This is a genomic window from Mesorhizobium sp. M0518 (assembly GCF_040321125.1).
Taxonomy (GTDB): Bacteria; Pseudomonadota; Alphaproteobacteria; order Rhizobiales; family Rhizobiaceae; genus Mesorhizobium.
On record NZ_JAMYQY010000036.1, the window covers coordinates 22461 to 40977 of the forward strand.

The window sequence follows — 18517 nt, forward strand, 5'->3', positions numbered from 1 at the left end:
GAAGCAAGGCGGCAAACCTTGTCTTGTCATCCCCGCCATGGTAGCGAACGCCCGATTTCAATTCGGTCAGCGACGCTGCCCAGGCAAGAGGACAAGGCTTATGGCCAGCAAGGATGACGCGCCGGTCGGCGCAGCCAACGGAAACGGCAATGCGGCGCAGCCGTCGCTCAACGTTCTGGCGCAATATGTGAAGGACCTGTCGTTCGAAAGCCCCGGCGCGCCGAATTCGCTGCGCGGCCGCGACAAGGCGCCGGGCATCGCCATCAACGTCAACGTCAACGCCAACCCGCTCTCCGACAAGCAGTTCGACGTCAATCTGACGCTGAACGCCAAGGCGTCCTTCGACCAGGAAGTGCTGTTCAATGTCGAGCTGGTCTATGGCGGCGTGTTCGCCATCGCAGGCTTTCCGCAGGAGCACATGCTGCCGATCCTGTTCATCGAATGCCCGCGCCTTTTGTTCCCGTTCGCCCGCCAGATCATCGCCGAGGCAACCCGCAATGGCGGCTTCCCGCCGCTGATGCTCGACCCGATCGACTTCGCCCAGATGTTCCAGCAGAAGCTGGCCGAGGACGAGGCGTCCAAGGTCAAGGTGAGCTGAGGCCTGCTGTCATCGTTGTTGTTTCTGAGAACCCGGCCTTGTGCCGGGTTTTCTGTTTGGAACGCTGGCGGGGCAGCGCGCCTTCGAGGTTGGCTGAAGGCCCCTCGCGTCTTCGTCATCCTAGGGCGGAGCAAGGAGCGTAGCGACGCAGCGCAGACCCTAGGATCCATGCCGTGACATTCGCCTTAGAATGCAACGGATCAGAATGGCGCTTGTCCCCGCGCCTGTGCTCGCTACGCTAAAACCATGACCGGTTATGTCTACATGACTGCGAGCCAGAAGGTGGCACCCTCTATATCGGTGTCACCAACGACCCCGGTCGCCGCATGCCGGAGCACAAGTCGGGCCAAGGCTCTAATTTCACCAGCCGCTACGGTGTTCAGCGGCTGGTCTGGTAGGAGGAGTTTTTCGACATCACCGATGCGATCCAACGTGAGAAGTCCCTGAAGCGCTGGCCGCGCCAATGGAAGATCGAATTGATCGAAAAGGCCAATCCAGAGTGGTTCGAGCTGTTTCGCGGGACGGGGTGGTAACGCTCGGTTTCTTGCACCGCCGGAACATATCATCACCGTCACGGCATGGATCCTAGGGTCTGCGCCGCGTCGCTTCGCTCCTTGCTTCGCCCTAGGATGACGAAGTTATGGGGGTCCGCTGCCAATCTTGAGGGTCGGCCCTTCCAGCCTTGCCGCCATCGCTTCTCTAACTGCCAGCAGCAACCTTCAGCCACAACGCCTTCTCACCCAACGTCCCGACCATGCCGGCGTGCGCGGCGCGTTCGGCTTCGGTGAGGCGGGGCCGCAGGGGTGCCGGGCGCTGGCTGATGATGATCTCGATCTGGCGGACATTTTCGCCTTGCGCCGGCGCGGTGGCGCTGTCGAGGATAAGGGCCGCCTGCTTGCCGCCGATCAGCTCGATATAGACCTCGGCCAGCAATTCGGAATCGAGCAGGGCGCCGTGCTTGGTGCGCCTGGTGTTGTCGATGCCGTAACGCCGGCAGAGCGCATCGAGCGAATTGGGGCCCATCGGGTGCTTGCGGCGCGCCAGCGCCAGCGTGTCGACGACGAGGCCGTTGTCGATGACGGGGTGGCCCAGCCGGCCGAACTCGACGTTGAGAAAGCCGATGTCGAAGGTTGCGTTGTGGGCGACCAGCTTGGCGCCGTCGGTGAAGTCCAGCCATTCCTGCACAATCTCGGCAAAGGTCGGCTTGCCCGCGAGGTCCGCCGCGCTGATGCCGTGCACCGCCTGTGCCTCGGCATGGATCGCGCGCCCTTGCGGGTTGATGTAGTGGTGGAAGGTCTTTCCGGTCGGGAAGCGGTTGACCAGCTCGACGCCGCCCAGCTCGATCACGCGGTCGTCGCGCGAATCGAGGCCGGTGGTTTCCGTGTCGAAGATGATCTCACGCATCGAATCAGTCGCTCCAAAGGAGCAGAATCATGAGACCGGAACAAAATGGCAATGGGAAACGAAGCTGATCAGGGCAATCACTACAGGTTTGCGCTGCCCCTCATCGCCCTGCCGGGCACTTCTCCCCGTATAGTGACGGGGAGAAGGACGCCTTCGCAAAGGATTTCGCCAATCTCCTGCGTTTGCAAGAGAGTAGCCGAGGTCGCGGCCAGCTCCTTCTCCCCGTCACTATACGGGGAGAAGATGCCGGCAGGCAGATGAGGGGCGGCGCTGACGTTGACAGACGGCAGCCAGTGTCAATGGCCCGGCTTGCCGACCCCGATCAGTTCCGCAATGATCGCATTCACCTGATCCCGCGCGGCGTCCAGCCCCTGGCCGGTGTCGACCACGAAATCGGCCTGACGACGCTTTTCCGCATCCGGCACCTGCTTGGCCAGGATCGACGCCAGTTTTTCCTCGGTCATGCCTGGCCGCGCCAGCACACGCTCGCGCTGGGTCTCGGCCGATGCGGTGACGACGACGACCTTGTCGACGCGGTTGCGGCCGCCGGTTTCGAACAGCAGGGGAATATCGAGGACGGCGATCGGCGCGCCTGATCCACGATGCCTGGCCAGAAAGGCATCGGCGTCGGCGCGCACCAGCGGGTGAATGATCGCCTCGAGCCGCTTCAGCCCGGCGGCGTCGCCGAGCACGCGCGCGCCAAGTTTTGTCCGGTCGACCACCCCGGCAGATGTGGTGCCCGGAAAGGCGGCTTCGACCAGGGGCGCCGCCTTGCCGGCATAGAGGCGATGCACCGTCTCGTCGGAATCATGGACCGGCACGCCGGCGTCAGCGAACATCCTGGCCGTGGTCGACTTGCCCATGCCGATCGATCCGGTGAGGCCGAGCACGATCATGGTTTCGGCACCAGATCGGCAACGATGAGCGCGCGGAGTTCAGCTGTAACTCGCGGCCTGACGCCGAACCAGCGCTCGAAGCCGGGCGCGGCCTGATGCAGCAGCATGCCGAGGCCGTCGACCGTCTTCAGCTTTCGCGCGCGCGCTGCCGCGAGCAGCGGCGTCTCCAGCGGCACATAGACGATGTCGGTGACGATGGCATGGTCGGGCAGCCGGGCGGGATCGGCCGGCAGGCCTTCATTGCCATGCATGCCGAGCGCGGTGGTGTTGACCAGCAGGCCGGCATCGCCGAGCAGTTCATCCGTAGCCGCCATGCCATGCGCCGAGACACCGGCGCCGAAACGATCGCGCAGTTCTATAGCCCGGGAGAGCGTTCGGTTGACGATGCGGATGTCGGTCACGCCGCGCTCCTTCAGCGCATGGATGACGGCGCGCGACGCGCCGCCGGCGCCGAGCACCACCGCCGGACCCTTGCTTGCCCAGCCCGGTGCATGATCGTCGAGGTTGGCGGCAAAGCCGTGACCGTCGGTGTTGCCGCCCCACAGGACGCCATCCTCGAACCACAGCGTGTTGACGGCGCCGATTTCTTGCGCCGCCTGGTCGCGGCGTTCGGCCAATGCGAAAGCGGCTTCCTTGTGCGGGATGGTGATGTTGCCGCCGCGGTAGTCGTTTGCCTGCAACGTGTTCACGAACGCGCCAAAATCCTGCGGCGCGACATCGATGGCCTGGTAGCTCCCGTCGATGCCATGTTTGGCCAGCCAGTGGCCATGGATCTTCGGCGAGCGCGAATGCTTGACCGGATGGCCGGTGACGAAGGCCTTCTTTGACACCTCAGCCATCGATCGCTCCCAGGTCACGCAGTTCGGCGAGCAGCGGCAACAGCGGCAAGCCGACAATCGTGAAATGGTCGCCTTCGATTTTCTCGAACAATTGAATGCCTTCGCCTTCTACCTGGTAGGCGCCGACGCTGGACAGCGCCTTGGCGCCGACGCGGGCGAGATGGCGGCCGATGAAGGCCGGGTCGAGCTTGCGCATGGTCATCGAGGCGATGCCGACATGCCGCCACAAAACCCTGCCGTCGCGGACCAGAACAGCGGCGCTGTTGAGCTGATGGGTCTTGCCCGACAGAGCCAAGAGATGACGGCGTGCGCCTTCCCTATCGGCCGGCTTGTGGAACACCTCGTCGCCAAGGGACAGCGTCTGATCGCAGCCCAGCACCAGAACGCCCGGCCTGCGCTCGCTGACGTCGGTGGCCTTGGCCTCGGCCAGCACCAGGGCGACGTCCTCGGGCGAGACGCCGCTATCCTGCAAAGGCCCCTCGAGCGCCCGCTCGTCGACTTCAGCCGGCACCGCCTCGACATCGACGCCGGCATTGACGAGCATCGCCTTGCGGAACGGGCTGCCCGAAGCGAGGATGAGTTTCTCGGTCATGGTTTTAAGCGCCTGATCAATTGTCTAACCGTTGTTGAGATTCTGGCTCCAACAGAAAACCGCTGGCACCTTCGACCACCGTCACGGCATGGATCCTAGGGTCTCCGCGACGTCGCTTCGCTCCTGCTCCGCCCTAGGATGACGAAGGCGTGATGGCTTTTTTGGCCAATCGCGGATGTCGGGTTTGGCATCTGCGCTGTCGAACAGCAGCTGGCGGCTATCGCAAACCTTCGAAATTGGCCGAGACAATCCTCCCTTCGTCATCCTAGGGCGAAGCAAGGAGCGAAGCGACGCGGCGCAGACCCTAGGATCCATGCCGTGACCTTCGAACTTCGCGGCGTCGAAATAGCCGGGCAAAACCTCACCCGGCTGCTAGCCTCATTTATCTCGACTTCCCGCGCAGGGCAACGATCGCCGCCGCCGTTTCCTCGATCGAGCGGCGGCTGACGTCGATCATCGGCCAGCCATGGCGCGTGCAGATCTTGCGGGCATAGGCGAGCTCTTCGCTGATCGCCGCGCGGTCGACATAATCTGATGCCTCATACGAGCTGCTGTTGCCGAGGATGCGGTTTTGCCGGACATGCGAGATGCGCTCGGCGGTGGCGATCAGCCCGACGATCAGCGGCTTGCTGGCGGCAACCAGGCTTTCCGGCACCGGGACGCCAAGCACGATCGGGATGTTGGCGGTCTTGATGCCGCGGTTGGCGAGATAGATGCTGGTCGGCGTCTTCGACGTGCGAGAAATGCCGATCAGCACCACATCGGCATCGTCCATATTGAGCGGCAACTGGCCGTCATCATGGTCCATGGTGAAATTGAGCGCGTCGATGCGGCGGAAATATTCGGCGTCGAGGACATGCTGGGCGCCGACGCGGCGACCGGCCGGGGTGCCTAGATAGGACTGGAACACGGTCAGCACCGGCTCCAGCACCGACACGCAGGGCAGACCCATGGCCGCGCAGCGCTCGTCGATGCCGCGCGCCAGCTTCTGGTCGACGACCGTATAGAGGATGATGCCCGGTTCCTCCTCGATGTCCTCGAACACCTTCGCCACCTGCTTTTCGGTGCGGATAAGCGGATAGATATGCTCGATGGCGCGCGCGTCCTTGTACTGCGCCGAGGCCGCCCGGCCGGCGGCGAGCAGCGTTTCGCCGGTCGCGTCGGAAATCAGGTGCAGGTGGAAGAAGCTCTGGGGTTTGTTCACAGGGGTCACCTGGGGCTGTGGGCTTCTGTGGATAAAGCGGGATGAAAAGACGGGCCTGTCGGAGGCGACTGTATCAGATGGCAGTTTGTCCACAATTCGATGCGCTGTCAGCTTCGTCGGGCGACTGGGGACAAGTTTGGGGACGGCTTTTTTCGACTACGGTCCGTCCACAGGACCTGCCTTTCATCGCTGTGCCTAACACTTTGACTCGATTGATCGATTCGGAGCTATCCCCAGAACCCTACATCTGGGAAAAAGAAGCACGCGACAATATGTTGGCTGGTGTTTTCCGGGGCAAAGCGGGACAGGTGACAACCACCAGAACCAACAGACTCTTAGAATCAGAAGAATCTTAGATATAAGAATCTTTGATTATAGAAGAGGCTGGGAGAAGCGAGCGCCCGATGCCCCAGAACCGGATCATGCTGGATGTCCTGAAGGGCAAGGCCCATTTTCCGCCTCCGCTCTGGATGATGCGTCAGGCTGGGCGCTATCTGCCGGAGTATCGGGAGACACGCAGGCGAGCAGGCTCGTTCCTGGACCTCTGCTACGATCCTGACCTTGCGGTCGAAGTGACCTTGCAGCCGATCGAGCGTTTTGGTTTCGATGCCTCGATCCTGTTTTCCGATATCCTTGTCGTTCCGCATGCGCTTGGCCGTGACGTGCGCTTCGAAGAGGGCAGAGGGCCGCTGCTGACGCCGATCACCGCGCCGGAGATCTTGGCTCTGGAAGGCAAGGTGTTTCACGTGAATCTCGAACCGGTCTACGAGACGGTTCGCCGGTTGCGGGCCAAACTCCCCGAAGAGACAACCCTGATAGGCTTCTGCGGCGCGCCGTGGACGGTGGCGACCTACATGATCGCCGGCCATGGCACACCCGACCAGGCGCCGGCGCGGCTTTTTGCCTATCGCGAGCCGGTGGCGTTTCAACGACTGCTGAAGGTGCTTGCCGAACATTCGGCCGCCTATCTCATCCGCCAGATCGAGGCGGGTGCGGATGTGGTGCAGATTTTCGATTCCTGGTCCGGCGTGCTGGACGATGAAACTTTCGACCTGTTCTGCGTTCAGCCAATGGCCGAGATCGTTGGCCGGGTGCGGGCGGTTCATCCCGATGTTCCGATCATCGGTTTTCCCAAGGGCGCCGGTTCGCGCTACCGGACCTATCGGCAAAAGACCGGCGTAACGGCGCTGGGGATCGACTGGACGGTGCCCTTGGTCGCGGCGAAGGAATTGCAGCGCTCAGGTGCGGTTCAGGGCAATCTCGATCCCTTGCGGCTCGTGGCTGGCGGCAAGGCGCTGTCGGATGGCGTCGAGGCGATCCTGGGAGCGCTGGGAGACGGGCCGCTGATCTTCAACCTCGGCCACGGCATCACGCCGGAGACGCCGATCGCCCATGTCGAGGCGATGGTGAAACAGGTGCGGAGCGCGACACGCTGATGGCTCAGATGAACAACACGAACAGCACCGGCCAGGCGATGATGCGCATGATATCAGGTATCGCCGTACTGGTCGTTTTCACCGCGCTTTTGTATTTCGCGGCACCCGACAGTTTCTATCCCTGGGCCAAGGCGATCCATATCCTCGCCGTCATCTCATGGATGGCGGGCATGCTCTATCTGCCGCGGCTGCTGGTCTATCACGCCGATGCCGAGAAGGGCTCGGTGCAGTCGGAAACCTTCAAGGTGATGGAGCGGCGCCTGCTGCGGGGCATCATCAACCCGGCGATGATCGTCACCTGGGTGTTCGGCCTGTGGCTCGCCTGGAAGGGTTTTGGTTTCCACGGCGGCTGGCTGCACGCCAAGATCGGAGCGGTGCTTTTGCTGTCGGCCATGCATGGCTATCTCTCGGGCGCGGTGCGCAAATTCGCCGAGGACCGCAATGAAAAACCGGCCAGGCACTGGCGAATGGTCAACGAGATCCCCACATTGCTGATGATCGCAATCGTCATCCTGGTGGTGGTCAAGCCGTTCTGATGCATGTCGATCAAAACGGCCAGGAGCCAGCGACAGGCATTGATGCGTTTTAAGCCTTCATAGGCCACGCAAAACGCAGCTTGCTCTTTCACCCGACCGACGATAAAAGACGGGTCTTCCTTCCCGTCATGCGCCGCCCCTCGTTGTTTTCGGCCGCGCCCGGCATTTGTCGCATCCCGCCGATATTTTCCCAAAGCTTACCCAGACTCCATCTATTCAAGGTCCGTCTATGCAAGAAATGAAACTCGCCGAGTTCAAGAACAAGAAACCGCCAGAGCTGATCGCTTATGCCGAATCGCTCGAGGTCGAAAACGCCAGCGTCATGCGCAAGCAGGAGCTGATGTTTGCGATCCTGAAGAAGCTGGCCGCCCAGGAGATCGAGATCATCGGTGATGGCGTGGTCGAGGTGCTGCAGGACGGTTTCGGCTTCCTGCGCTCCGCCAACGCCAATTATCTGCCAGGTCCCGACGACATCTATATTTCGCCGTCGCAGATCCGGCGCTTTTCGCTGAAGACCGGCGATACGGTCGAAGGGCCGATCCGCAGCCCGAAAGAGGGCGAGCGCTATTTCGCGCTGCTCAAGGTCAACACCATCAATTTCGACGATCCCGAGAAGATCCGTCACAAGATCCACTTCGACAATCTGACGCCGCTCTATCCGACCAAGCGGCTGAAGATGGAAATCGAGAATGTGACCACCAAGGACATCTCGGCCCGCGTGATCGACCTCGTCGCGCCGATCGGCAAGGGACAGCGCGCTTTGATCAACGCGCAGCCGCGTACCGGCAAGACGGTTCTGATGCAGAACATCGCCCACTCGATCACCGCCAACCATCCGGAATGCTATCTGATCGTGCTTCTGATCGACGAGCGGCCGGAAGAAGTGACCGACATGCAGCGCTCGGTGAAGGGCGAGGTGATCTCCTCGACCTTCGACGAGCCGGCGGTGCGCCACGTGCAGGTCGCCGAAATGGTCATCGAAAAGGCCAAGCGCCTGGTCGAACATGGCCGCGATGTCGTCATCCTGCTCGATTCGATCACCCGCCTCGGCCGCGCCTACAACACCGTCGTGCCGTCATCCGGCAAGGTGCTGACCGGTGGTGTCGACGCCAACGCCCTGCAGCGGCCGAAGCGCTTCTTCGGCGCCGCCCGCAACATCGAGGAAGGCGGCTCGCTGACCATCATCGCCACCGCGCTGATCGATACCGGCAGCCGCATGGACGAAGTCATCTTCGAAGAGTTCAAGGGCACCGGCAACTGCGAGATCCAGCTCGACCGCAAGGTGGCCGACAAGCGCATCTATCCGGCCATGGACATCTTGAAGTCCGGCACCCGCAAGGAGGACCTGCTGGTCTCCAAGCAGGATCTGCAGAAGATTTTTGTGCTGCGCCGCATCCTGGCGCCGATGGGAACCACCGACGCGATCGAGTTCCTGATCGACAAGCTGAAGCAGACCAAGACCAATGCGGATTTCTTCGATTCGATGAACACGTAAAGGTCAGGCCGAAATCTTCCGGTCTCTGTATTGAAGCCCCATTCCGCGAAACCGGGATGGGGTTTTTCATTGTCCGGCGGCAAGTCGCTTTCCCGATATCGGGCGGCTGTATGCGGCGGCGGACGATTTCGCGTTCATGCAAAGCTCGTGTCTGCAAACTGGAAGCAGCGACGTGAAGAAGACAATCCCGACCCTGATCGGCTTTTCGGCCATCCTGACCTGGTCTTTCCTGGCGCTGCTGTCGACCGCCGCGGGCTCGATCCCGCCGTTTCAGCTGGCAGCCATGACCTTCTTGCTTGGAGGGCTGGTTGGCGCCGGCAGCTGGATCTTTCGCCCAGGCGCGATCCGATCGCTGCGGCAGCCATGGCCGGTCTGGGCGGTCGGCACGGCGGGACTGTGCATCTACCACTGCGCCTATTTTTTCGCGATCCAGTCGGCGCCGCCGGTCGAGGTCAGCTTGATCGCCTATCTCTGGCCACTGCTGATCGTTGTTTTCGCCGCCTTCCTGCCTGGCGAAAGGCTCCGGGTTCATCACATCGTCGGCGTCGTTCTAGGGCTTGCCGGCGCCATCGTGGTGATCACCAAGGGCGGCAATGTCGGCCTAGCCAATGGGGTGATGAAGGGCCATGTCATCGCGCTCTTCTGCGCCTTCATCTGGGCTGGCTATTCCGTCCTGTCACGCCGCTTCGGCCAGGTGCCGACGGATGTCGTGGCCGGTTATTGCTTCATCACGGCGGCGGTCGCTTTCTCGCTGCACCTGATGCTTGAGACCACGGTCTGGCCGCAGACGCCGACGCAGTGGACGGCTATCGTCATTCTGGGCACGATTCCTCTGGGAGCCGGCTTCTACGCCTGGGATTTTGGCTGCAAGCACGGTGACATCATGATCCTTGGCGCCCTGTCCTACGCCGCGCCGCTGTTGTCGGTCATCGTGCTGTTGCTGGCAGGCTTTGGTGTGTTTCACTGGTCGGTGGCGCTCGCCTGCGTGCTGATCACCATCGGTGCGGTGATCGCCGCCAAGGATTTGCTGTTCAAGCGCCGGCCGGCTGGTTCTTCGACCGAGGCGTTCTCCGAGCCGGCGCAAGGCGCCTGACCTATTGGTGGTTGAGAAGGCGTTCCAGCTCTTCGGGATCCGTGACGGCGGGAAGACAAACCTGGCCGGTGCAGAGCCAGGCGCCCGCTTTATCGGTCGGCGGCAGCATCCCGCCGGGTAGCAAGGGTCGATTCGTATCCGTACCGATCGGCACGATGATGTCCACCCGCCTTGGATCCGGGTTTTGATTCGCAACCGGAACGAGCTTTGGATCGCCCAGCGTATCGACGATGACCAGTTTGAGCGGCTCGATCGCCAGCGCGCAGGCGTTGACGATGCCGGCCTGGCCATAGGCTTGGTTTGCGGCACGGCCGGCGGCATGTTCGGCGACCTCCCAGGCTTTCTCGTGCAGCTCGAGATCGCCGGTGACGGAGGCGAGCCGGACCAGTGCTTCGATGATTTGGCCGGTGGCGGACGGAATGGCCTCGTCGACATCGCCGCGGATGCGGATCGGCACGTCGGTGCTGTCCGAGGCAGTCAGGTAATAACCTGCCTTTTCGGTATCGGCGTGCCAATGGTCGAGCTGCTCGACAAACTGGCCGGCCTGGTCGACATAGCTCCAATCCCCAGTGGCCTCGAACAGCGAGATGGCTGCGTTGGTCATGGCGGCATAGTCGCTGGACAAAGCAGGAAACAGTTTTCTGGCGCCGAGCATCGAATGCGGCAAGCGGCCGTCGCGGCTGGCAGCGCGGATATGGGCAAAGGCTTTTGCCGCCGCATCGATCCAGTCAGGCCGCGCCAGCGACCGGCCGGCTTCTGCAATCGCCGCGATCATCTGGCCGTTCCAGTCGGTGAGGGTCTTTGCGTCAAGGCCGGGCCTGACCCGCTCTTCCCGGACTGCAAGGAGTTTCCCCTTGAGCGGGCTGATCTCTTCGCGATCGATCACATATTGCGATTGCTGGGACAGGGTTTGGTGAACAACCGGCTTGCCTTCCCAGCCGTGCGGGCTGGAGAGCGTGAAGTGATTGACAAACAAGGCGGAATCGTCACCGAGTGCGGCCTCGACCTCGTCTTTGCTCCAAGTGTAGAACAGCCCTTCCTCGCCGTCGCTGTCGGCGTCGAGACTGGCGGCAAATGCGCCGCCGTCGACGCGCATTTCGCGCAGCAGCCAGTCGATCGTCTCTTCGATTCGGACCCGGAACAACTCGTTGCCGCTTGCGGCATAGGCCCAGTTGCAGAAGCGGATCAGCTGGGCATTGTCGTAAAGCATCTTTTCGAAATGCGGCACCAGCCATTCGGCGTCGGTCGAGTAACGGCTGAGCCCGCCGCCGATATGGTCGTAGATGCCGCCGCTCACCATCTGCTCAAGACTGAGTAGGACGTCGTCGCGGTGGCTGGCGTTGCCGTCGCGCAGCCAGGACAGCCACAGCGTTTGCATGAACGGCGCATTGGGGAATTTCGGCGCGCCGCGCAGGCCGCCGAGATCGCGGTCGATCATGCCGTCTATACCCTTGGCAAGCTCAGCCAGCGTGCCGCGATCGAGCCCTGTTTTCGCATGCGAGCCGGCAAGCCGCGCCTCGACATGTAAGGTCAGGCCGTCGGCACTCTGGTTGAGGCTCGCCCGCTTCTCGCGCCAGGCCTTGTCCACCGCCTCCATCACCTGGATGAAACCGGGGCGGCCATAGCGTGGCTCGCGCGGAAAATAGGTGCCGCCCCAGAACGGCTTGCCGTCCGGCGTCAGGAACATGGTCAGCGGCCAGCCGCCTTGCTCGCCCATGGCGGAGAGTGCAGCCATATAGATCTGGTCGATGTCGGGACGCTCCTCGCGGTCGACCTTGATATTGACGAACAGACGGTTCATGACGGCGGCGACACCATCGTTCTCGAAGCTTTCATGCGCCATGACGTGGCACCAGTGGCAGGCGGCATAGCCGACCGAGAGCAGGATCGGCCTGTCCAGCGCCTTCGCCTCCTCGAGCGAAGCCGGCGACCAGGCGCGCCAGTGCACGGGATTGCCGCTGTGCTGCTGCAGATAGGGGCTTGCTTCTTCAGCGAGCAGGTTTTGCGCGGGCAACGTCACGATGGGCAAACTCGGATGGGTCGGATAGGCGTAAAGCTAGGGCGGTTCGGTAGAGCGGGCAAATGATTTCAGGCGGTTCCATCGTAGCGCTGTCGAGCGGCCGGCTCCCGGCCGGCGTCGCCGTCATCCGTATTTCCGGCCCGCAGACTCGATTCGTAGTCGAAACGATTGCCGGCGGCATGGTTAAGGACCGCTCGGCAGTTCTGCGCCGATTCAGGGCACCCGATGGGACCGTGCTCGACACTGGCCTGGTCGTTTTCTTTCGCGGTCCGGCCAGTTTCACCGGCGAGGACGTTGCGGAATTCCACGTCCATGGCGGTCGTGCCGTTGTGGCAAAAGTGCTGGAGACGATCGCAGGCCATGACGGCGTCAGGCACGCGGAACCCGGCGAATTCACGCGCCGCGCCTTTCTCAACGGCAAGGTCGACCTGGTCGAGACCGAGGCGTTGGCGGATCTCGTTAATGCTGAGACCGAGGCGCAGCGGCGTTTTGCCGTTCAAAATGCCGAAGGCGTCCAGAGCGAACTCTATCTTGGCTGGCGCCGCAGACTGATCCATGCCCGGGCCATGATCGAGGCGGAAATCGATTTCGCCGATGAGGACGATGTCCCCGGTTCCGTTTCGGATACGGTCTGGTCTGATGTCAGGACCATGATCGGCGAGATCGATCGCCACATCGCCGGGTTTCGCGCCGCCGAGATCATTCGCGACGGCTTCGAGGTCGTTATCCTTGGCGCGCCCAACGCCGGTAAGTCGAGTCTGTTCAATGCCCTGGCCCGGCGGGATGCCGCTATAGTAACGGATGAACCCGGCACGACGCGGGATCTGCTTGAAGTGACACTTGATCTCCAGGGGCTGCGGGTCAGGCTTACAGATACGGCCGGGCTGCGCGATGCGCCGGGGAAGGTCGAGGCGATCGGCATCGAGAAGGCGAGGGCCAAGGCGCATGGCGCCGATCTCTTGCTGTTGCTGCAGGATGTTACGAATCCTGGGGATATTCGTTCATTGCCGACCGCGGCGCCGACCTTGCGCGTTGGCACCAAGCGCGATCTGCTGGAAGACCGCGCGGCGAGCGGGGCGATGGAAGACTACAACCTTGTCATTTCGGTAAAAAACGGGACGGGCGTGGAGAGACTGCTGGCGGAAATCGGCCGGCGAGCTGCGGAAGCAGCCGGCAGCGTCGGTGATGTTTTGCCATCGCGGCTGCGCCACGTCGAATTGCTTGGCGCAGCGAATAGGCACCTGCTTCGTGCAACCGACGGCCAGACTGTCGGGCAGGAATTGCGCGCCGAAGAGTTGCGGCTTGCCGCGGATCGCCTGGGCCGTATTGTCGGCGCCATCGACGTCGAGGACATGCTGGATGTGATTTTCTCACAGTTCTGTATTGGGAAATGACTCACGTGAAACAGTGCGGTGTATCGCTTCGTCATCCACGGGCGAAGCAAGGAGCGCAGCGACGCAGCGCAGACCCGAGGATCCATGCCGCGACATCAAAGCAGCGGCCACGATGCAGAATTCTGCTCCGCTGTACCCTTTGGCCAAGGTCACGGCATGGATCCTCGGGTCTCCGCGACGCCGATTCGCGGACGCTCCGCCCGTGGATGACGAAGGCGGGGAGGCTTCGTCTGGGCCACCGCGCTGCGCTGCCTGTGTGACTCACGTGAAACGCGTCAGGCGGCCTTGGTGACTCACGTGAAACATGGAGCTGACAGCCCGCAAGGTTGTTTCACGTGAAACGACCCGCGGAGTTTTCTTGACAGCAAAGCCTCACGGGGACATGTGTCCCTCAATCTTTTGAGTCTGGGACTTGGAAATGACCAATCACTATGATGTGGTTGTGGTGGGCGGTGGCCACGCGGGTTGCGAGGCGGCCAGCGCTGCAGCGCGGGCCGGTGCGAAGACCGCTTTGGTGACGCTGCGTTTCGACACGATCGGGGTCATGTCGTGCAATCCGGCGATCGGCGGGCTCGGCAAGGGTCACCTGGTCCGCGAGATCGATGCTATGGACGGCTTGATGGGGCGGGTGGCGGATGCTGCCGGTATCCAGTTCCGCCTGCTCAACCGCCGCAAGGGTCCAGCGGTGCGCGGACCCCGGACGCAGGCCGACAGAAAGCTCTATCGCCTTGCCATGCAGGAAGCGATTCTGCAGCAGAATGATCTCGACGTGGTCGAAGGCGAGGTTCTGGATTTTGAGATCGCCGATGGGCGGATCACGGCTATTCTCCTCGCCGACGGCAGGCGGCTTGGCTGTGGCGCGGTCGTGCTGACGACCGGAACTTTTTTGCGTGGGCTTATCCATATTGGCGAGAAGAAGATTGTCGCCGGCCGCATGAACGAGCAGGCCAGCCTTGGGCTCTCGGCGACGATGGACCGCGCGGGTTTCAAACTCGGACGGCTGAAGACGGGCACGCCGCCACGGCTCGACGGCCGGACCATCGACTGGGTGTCGCTGGAAAGCCAGGCGGCGGATGAGAATCCTGTGCCGTTCTCGCTGATGACCGACCGCATCACCACGCCGCAGATCGAGTGCGGCATCACCCGCACGACGACGGCCACGCATGAGTTGATCCGCGTCAATCTTGGCCGGTCGGCCATGTATTCCGGCTCGATCGCGGGCGTTGGGCCGCGTTATTGCCCGTCGATCGAGGACAAGATCGTCAAGTTCGGCGATAGGGACGGGCACCAGATCTTTCTGGAGCCGGAAGGGCTGGACGACGATACCATTTATCCCAATGGTATTTCGACCTCGCTGCCCGAAGACGTACAGCTCGATATATTGAAAACCATTCCGGGGCTGGAGCGCGCAACCATGCTGCAGCCCGGCTATGCCATCGAGTATGATCACGTCGATCCGCGCGAACTGCATCAGACGCTGGAGACGAAGCGCATCAGGGGTCTTTTCCTCGCCGGGCAGATCAACGGCACGACCGGCTATGAGGAAGCAGCCGGGCAAGGCTTGCTCGCAGGCCTCAATGCGGCGCGGCGGGCGGCGGGGAGCGAGCAGATCGTGCTCAGCCGCACCGAAGCCTATATTGGGGTGATGGTCGACGACCTGACCAGCCGCGGCATCAGCGAACCCTACCGGATGTTCACCTCTCGGGCCGAATTCCGGCTGTCGCTGCGTGCCGACAATGCGGATGAACGACTGACGCCTCTGGCTGCAAAGCTGGGCATCGCTTCGGCACAGCGCATGCAACGCTACGGGCAGGTCATGCAAAGCCTGGATGAGGCGCGGGACTTGGCGAAGTCGCTCGCCCTGACGCCGAACGAGGCGGCGCGACACGGGCTGGACATCAACCGGGATGGCGTGCGCCGGTCCAGCTATGAATTGCTGTCCTATCCTGACGTCGATGTCGCCTGGCTGGTCGGCGTCGATCCGCGCTTTGCGGCGATCGACGGCAAGACGGCGGAGCGCCTCGAGACGGAAGCGAAGTATTCTGTCTATCTCGACCGCCAGAAGACTGACGTGGCGCAAATCCGGCATGAGGAGAGCCGGCTTATCCCCGAGACGGTCGATTTCGCCGGAGTGCCGGGTCTGTCGAACGAGCTGAAGCAGAAGATGCAGGCGCGGCGGCCGCGCTCCATCGCTGATGCCCAGCGCATGGAAGGCATGACGCCGGCGGCGCTGGCGATCATCGTCGCGCATGTCCGTCACGCGGAAAGCACCCAGCGCCCACAAAAGGAAGTTGCGTGAGTTCTATTTCCCTAGAGAGCCTGCAGGACGCGGCAGGCCCGGTTTCACGTGAAACATTCGATCGGCTGGTGGCCTTCGAGCAGATGTTCCAGAAATGGAATCGCAGCATCAATCTGGTGGCGCAATCGACGTCGGGCGATGTCTGGCAGCGCCATATCCTGGACAGCGCCCAACTCGGACGCATAGAACCGGTTGCCACGCGCTGGGTGGATCTCGGCTCGGGCGGCGGATTTCCGGGCCTTGTCATGGCTTTCCTGCTTGCCGAGCGCGACGGCGCCAGCATCGACCTGGTTGAAAGCAATCGCAAAAAGGCGTCCTTCCTGCAGACCGTCGTCGGGCAGTTCAGGCTGCCGGCGCGAGTCGTGGCGCGCCGCATCGATGACAGCCATGCGCTTGTTTCGACACCGCAAGTTGTCACGGCGCGGGCTTTGGCCTCGCTTTCGACCTTGCTGGACCTGTCGGCGCCATGGCTGATTTCAGGCGCGCGCGGCCTGTTCCACAAAGGCCGGGATTACCGCGCCGAAGTGCAAGAAAGCGTTCACCGATGGTCCTTCGATCTGGTAGAACATCCAAGTGTGACCGACGCTGGCGGCGTCATCCTGGAATTGTCCAACCTGCGACCTGTCTGATCCGTCACTGACAGGCGATTTGGCGCCCAAAATGAATTTCTGGCATAGACCCATGATGAAGAATGGCCCCCGAATCATCACTGTAGCCAACCAGAAGGGCGGTGTCGGCAAGACGACGACCGCCATCAATCTGGCGACCGCGCTGGCTGCAATCGGCGAAAAGGTGCTGATCGTCGATCTCGATCCGCAAGGCAATGCCAGCACCGGTCTCGGCATCGACCGCAAGGACCGCACGGTGTCCTCCTATGACGTGCTGACCGGCGAACTGGAACTGGAGGCCGCGGCCATCCCCACGGCGGTGCCCGGCCTGTCGATCGTGCCGTCGACGCTTGATCTGCTCGGCATCGAAATGGAGATCGCCTCGGCGCCCGACCGTGTGCTCAAGCTGCGCAATGCGCTGCGCGCTGCGACCGACCGCGGCGCGCCGTTCGGCTATGTGCTGATCGACTGCCCACCATCGCTCAACCTTTTGACTTTGAATTCAATGGCCGCGGCCGATTCTGTTCTTGTGCCGCTGCAATGCGAGTTTTTCGCGCTCGAAGGTCTCAGCCAGTTGCTGGAGACTGTCGAGCAGGTGCGCCGCTCGATCAATCCGGATCTCACCATCCAGGGCATCGTGCTGACCATGTATGACGGCCGCAACAATCTCGCCAACCAGGTGGTGCAGGATGTGCGGGCGCATATGGGCGACAAGGTCTACGAGACCGTCATTCCGCGCAATGTGCGGGTGTCCGAGGCGCCGTCCTACGGCAAGCCGGCGATCCTCTATGATTTGAAGTGCTCCGGCAGCCAGGCCTATCTGCAACTGGCGTCGGAAGTGATCCGCCGCGAGCGCAAGTTACGCGCCGCTTGATTAGGCCGGATGCATAGCTAAAAGCCGATTCGATACCGAAACGATTTGGAATAGCCAACTGGAATAAAGATGAGCGAAGACCTTTCAAGAAAGAGACTGGGGCGTGGACTGGCTGCGCTGATCGGCGAGATCGATCGCCCCGCAGCGCCTGAGAAGCCCGGCATGAGCGCCGACGGCAAGGTGCCGATCGAGTTCCTGACCCCCAATCCGAAAAATCCGCGCCGGCATTTCGGCGACGCCGAGCTGACCGATCTTGCCCAGTCGATCCGCGAACACGGCGTCGTCCAGCCGGTGGTGGCGCGGCCTTCGCCGACACAAGCCGGCCGCTACGAGATCATCGCCGGCGAGCGGCGCTGGCGCGCGGCGCAGCGCGCCGGGCTGTCCGAGATTCCGGTCATCATCCGCGAGGTCAACGACCGCACCGCGCTCGAACTGGCGATCATCGAGAACGTCCAGCGCACCGACCTCAATGCGGTCGAGGAAGCGCTTGGCTATCAACAGCTGATCGATGAGCACGGCTACACCCAGGCCGATCTCGGCCAGGTGATCGGCAAGAGCCGCAGCCATGTCGCCAACACGCTCAGGCTCTTGAAGCTGCCGGACGTGATCCGCGACATGCTGGTCGACGGCGCCCTGTCGGCGGGTCATGCCCGCACGCTGGTGACGGCGGAAGATCCGGCCGGCCTTGCCAAGCGCATCGTCGAAGAGGGCCTTTCGGTGCGCCAGGCCGAAGCGCTGGCGCAGATGCCGGCCGGCACCAGCAGCGCTAGGGAAGCCAAGCCGGCGCCAAGTCCTGACGAAAAGGACGCCGACACGCTGGCGCTGGAGAAGCTGTTGACCGACACGATCGGCATGATTGTGTCGGTGGATCACAAGGGCAAGGGCGGCGTGCTGCGGGTTTCGTACCGGTCGCTGGAACAGCTTGATGAGCTGTGCCGCAGGCTGAAGCAAGATCGGTAATTAGCCGGCGAATTAACTCCTGGCTTAAGGTCCAGCTGAGCTGGTTGGCACGGGCTTAAGAGGCATAAAGGGCTGGCGGTTGCCGGCCCTTCTCTTTGCGGCGCCTATGTTTGGCGAACGCGGCGAAGCTGCCAATCTCCCCCCCTCGTGGGCAGGGCTATCGCATATGGATTCTTGCGAAGAAGAACCCCCACCCTAACCCTCCCCACAAGGGGGAGGGAACGCTGCCGCGTGCCTTTAATTCTTCTTGGCGCCGAAAAGACAGGCGA

Annotated in this window: 16 protein-coding genes and 1 pseudogene; 11 read left to right on the top strand and 6 right to left on the bottom strand. The window is 62.4% G+C overall.

The window, feature by feature from the left end:
• The first annotated feature begins 100 nt into the window (after positions 1-100).
• Positions 101-598, top strand: a complete 498-nt coding sequence (gene secB, locus NKI66_RS31070) for a protein-export chaperone SecB (protein WP_023813420.1) — start codon at positions 101-103, stop codon at positions 596-598.
• 246 nt (positions 599-844) lie between these two features.
• Positions 845-1131 (top strand): annotated as a pseudogene (locus tag NKI66_RS31075) (GIY-YIG nuclease family protein).
• A 166-nt stretch (positions 1132-1297) separates the two neighbouring features.
• On the opposite strand, the gene dnaQ reads toward NKI66_RS31075, so the two are convergent.
• The 5 genes from dnaQ to NKI66_RS31100 form a co-directional block, all read right to left on the bottom strand.
• Complete coding sequence (gene dnaQ, locus NKI66_RS31080) at positions 1298-2002, bottom strand: DNA polymerase III subunit epsilon (protein WP_023813418.1); 705 nt, start codon at positions 2000-2002, stop codon at positions 1298-1300.
• A 296-nt stretch (positions 2003-2298) separates the two neighbouring features.
• Positions 2299-2898: a dephospho-CoA kinase gene (coaE, locus tag NKI66_RS31085; protein ID WP_023813417.1), complete on the bottom strand. Its 600-nt coding sequence runs from the start codon at positions 2896-2898 to the stop codon at positions 2299-2301.
• Positions 2895-3737 (bottom strand): shikimate dehydrogenase, encoded by an 843-nt coding sequence (locus tag NKI66_RS31090; RefSeq protein ID WP_023813416.1) that lies wholly within the window; start codon positions 3735-3737, stop codon positions 2895-2897. Before NKI66_RS31090 ends, coaE begins: the two co-directional genes overlap by 4 nt.
• Positions 3730-4329, bottom strand: coding sequence for a Maf-like protein (locus tag NKI66_RS31095; RefSeq protein ID WP_023813415.1), 600 nt, complete (start codon positions 4327-4329; stop codon positions 3730-3732). The genes NKI66_RS31090 and NKI66_RS31095 overlap by 8 nt, the downstream gene beginning before the upstream one ends.
• 382 nt (positions 4330-4711) lie before the next feature.
• A complete protein-coding gene (locus NKI66_RS31100; protein WP_502896795.1) occupies positions 4712-5626 on the bottom strand; it encodes a pyruvate, water dikinase regulatory protein in 915 nt (304 codons plus the stop codon).
• Positions 5627-5937: 311 nt separating this feature from the next.
• On the opposite strand from NKI66_RS31100, the gene hemE reads away from it, so the two are divergent.
• The 4 genes from hemE (at position 5938) to yddG (ending at position 10093) form a co-directional block, all read left to right on the top strand.
• A complete protein-coding gene (gene hemE / locus NKI66_RS31105; protein ID WP_023813413.1) occupies positions 5938-6969 on the top strand; it encodes a uroporphyrinogen decarboxylase in 1032 nt (343 codons plus the stop codon).
• Positions 6969-7505: a protoporphyrinogen oxidase HemJ gene (gene hemJ, locus NKI66_RS31110; RefSeq protein WP_023813412.1), complete on the top strand. Its 537-nt coding sequence runs from the start codon at positions 6969-6971 to the stop codon at positions 7503-7505. The genes hemE and hemJ overlap by 1 nt, the downstream gene beginning before the upstream one ends.
• A gap of 229 nt (positions 7506-7734) precedes the next feature.
• A complete protein-coding gene (gene rho / locus NKI66_RS31115) occupies positions 7735-9000 on the top strand; it encodes a transcription termination factor Rho (RefSeq protein ID WP_013528732.1) in 1266 nt (421 codons plus the stop codon).
• 172 nt (positions 9001-9172) lie between these two features.
• Complete coding sequence (gene yddG / locus NKI66_RS31120; RefSeq protein ID WP_031213659.1) at positions 9173-10093, top strand: aromatic amino acid exporter YddG; 921 nt, start codon at positions 9173-9175, stop codon at positions 10091-10093.
• Position 10094: 1 nt separating this feature from the next.
• On the opposite strand, the gene NKI66_RS31125 is transcribed toward yddG, so the two are convergent.
• Entirely contained in the window at positions 10095-12113 is a 2019-nt protein-coding gene (locus NKI66_RS31125) for a thioredoxin domain-containing protein (RefSeq protein WP_352678017.1), read from the bottom strand.
• A gap of 62 nt (positions 12114-12175) precedes the next feature.
• On the opposite strand from NKI66_RS31125, the gene mnmE reads away from it, so the two are divergent.
• The 5 genes from mnmE to NKI66_RS31150 all read left to right on the top strand — a co-directional run bounded on the left by mnmE (position 12176) and on the right by NKI66_RS31150 (position 18248).
• Positions 12176-13507 carry a tRNA uridine-5-carboxymethylaminomethyl(34) synthesis GTPase MnmE gene (mnmE, locus tag NKI66_RS31130; protein ID WP_352753890.1) on the top strand — a complete coding sequence of 444 codons (1332 nt, stop codon included), beginning with the start codon at positions 12176-12178 and terminating at the stop codon, positions 13505-13507.
• Positions 13508-13925: 418 nt separating this feature from the next.
• Positions 13926-15806 (top strand): tRNA uridine-5-carboxymethylaminomethyl(34) synthesis enzyme MnmG, encoded by a 1881-nt coding sequence (gene mnmG, locus NKI66_RS31135; protein WP_352753891.1) that lies wholly within the window; start codon positions 13926-13928, stop codon positions 15804-15806.
• On the top strand, positions 15803-16435 hold the full coding sequence (gene rsmG, locus NKI66_RS31140) for a 16S rRNA (guanine(527)-N(7))-methyltransferase RsmG (RefSeq protein ID WP_352753892.1): 633 nt from the start codon (positions 15803-15805) through the stop codon (positions 16433-16435). Before mnmG ends, rsmG begins: the two co-directional genes overlap by 4 nt.
• A 52-nt stretch (positions 16436-16487) precedes the next feature.
• Positions 16488-17288: a ParA family protein gene (locus NKI66_RS31145; RefSeq protein WP_352723055.1), complete on the top strand. Its 801-nt coding sequence runs from the start codon at positions 16488-16490 to the stop codon at positions 17286-17288.
• A gap of 69 nt (positions 17289-17357) precedes the next feature.
• Positions 17358-18248, top strand: coding sequence for a ParB/RepB/Spo0J family partition protein (locus tag NKI66_RS31150; protein WP_352723056.1), 891 nt, complete (start codon positions 17358-17360; stop codon positions 18246-18248).
• Positions 18249-18517: the final 269 nt, after the last annotated feature.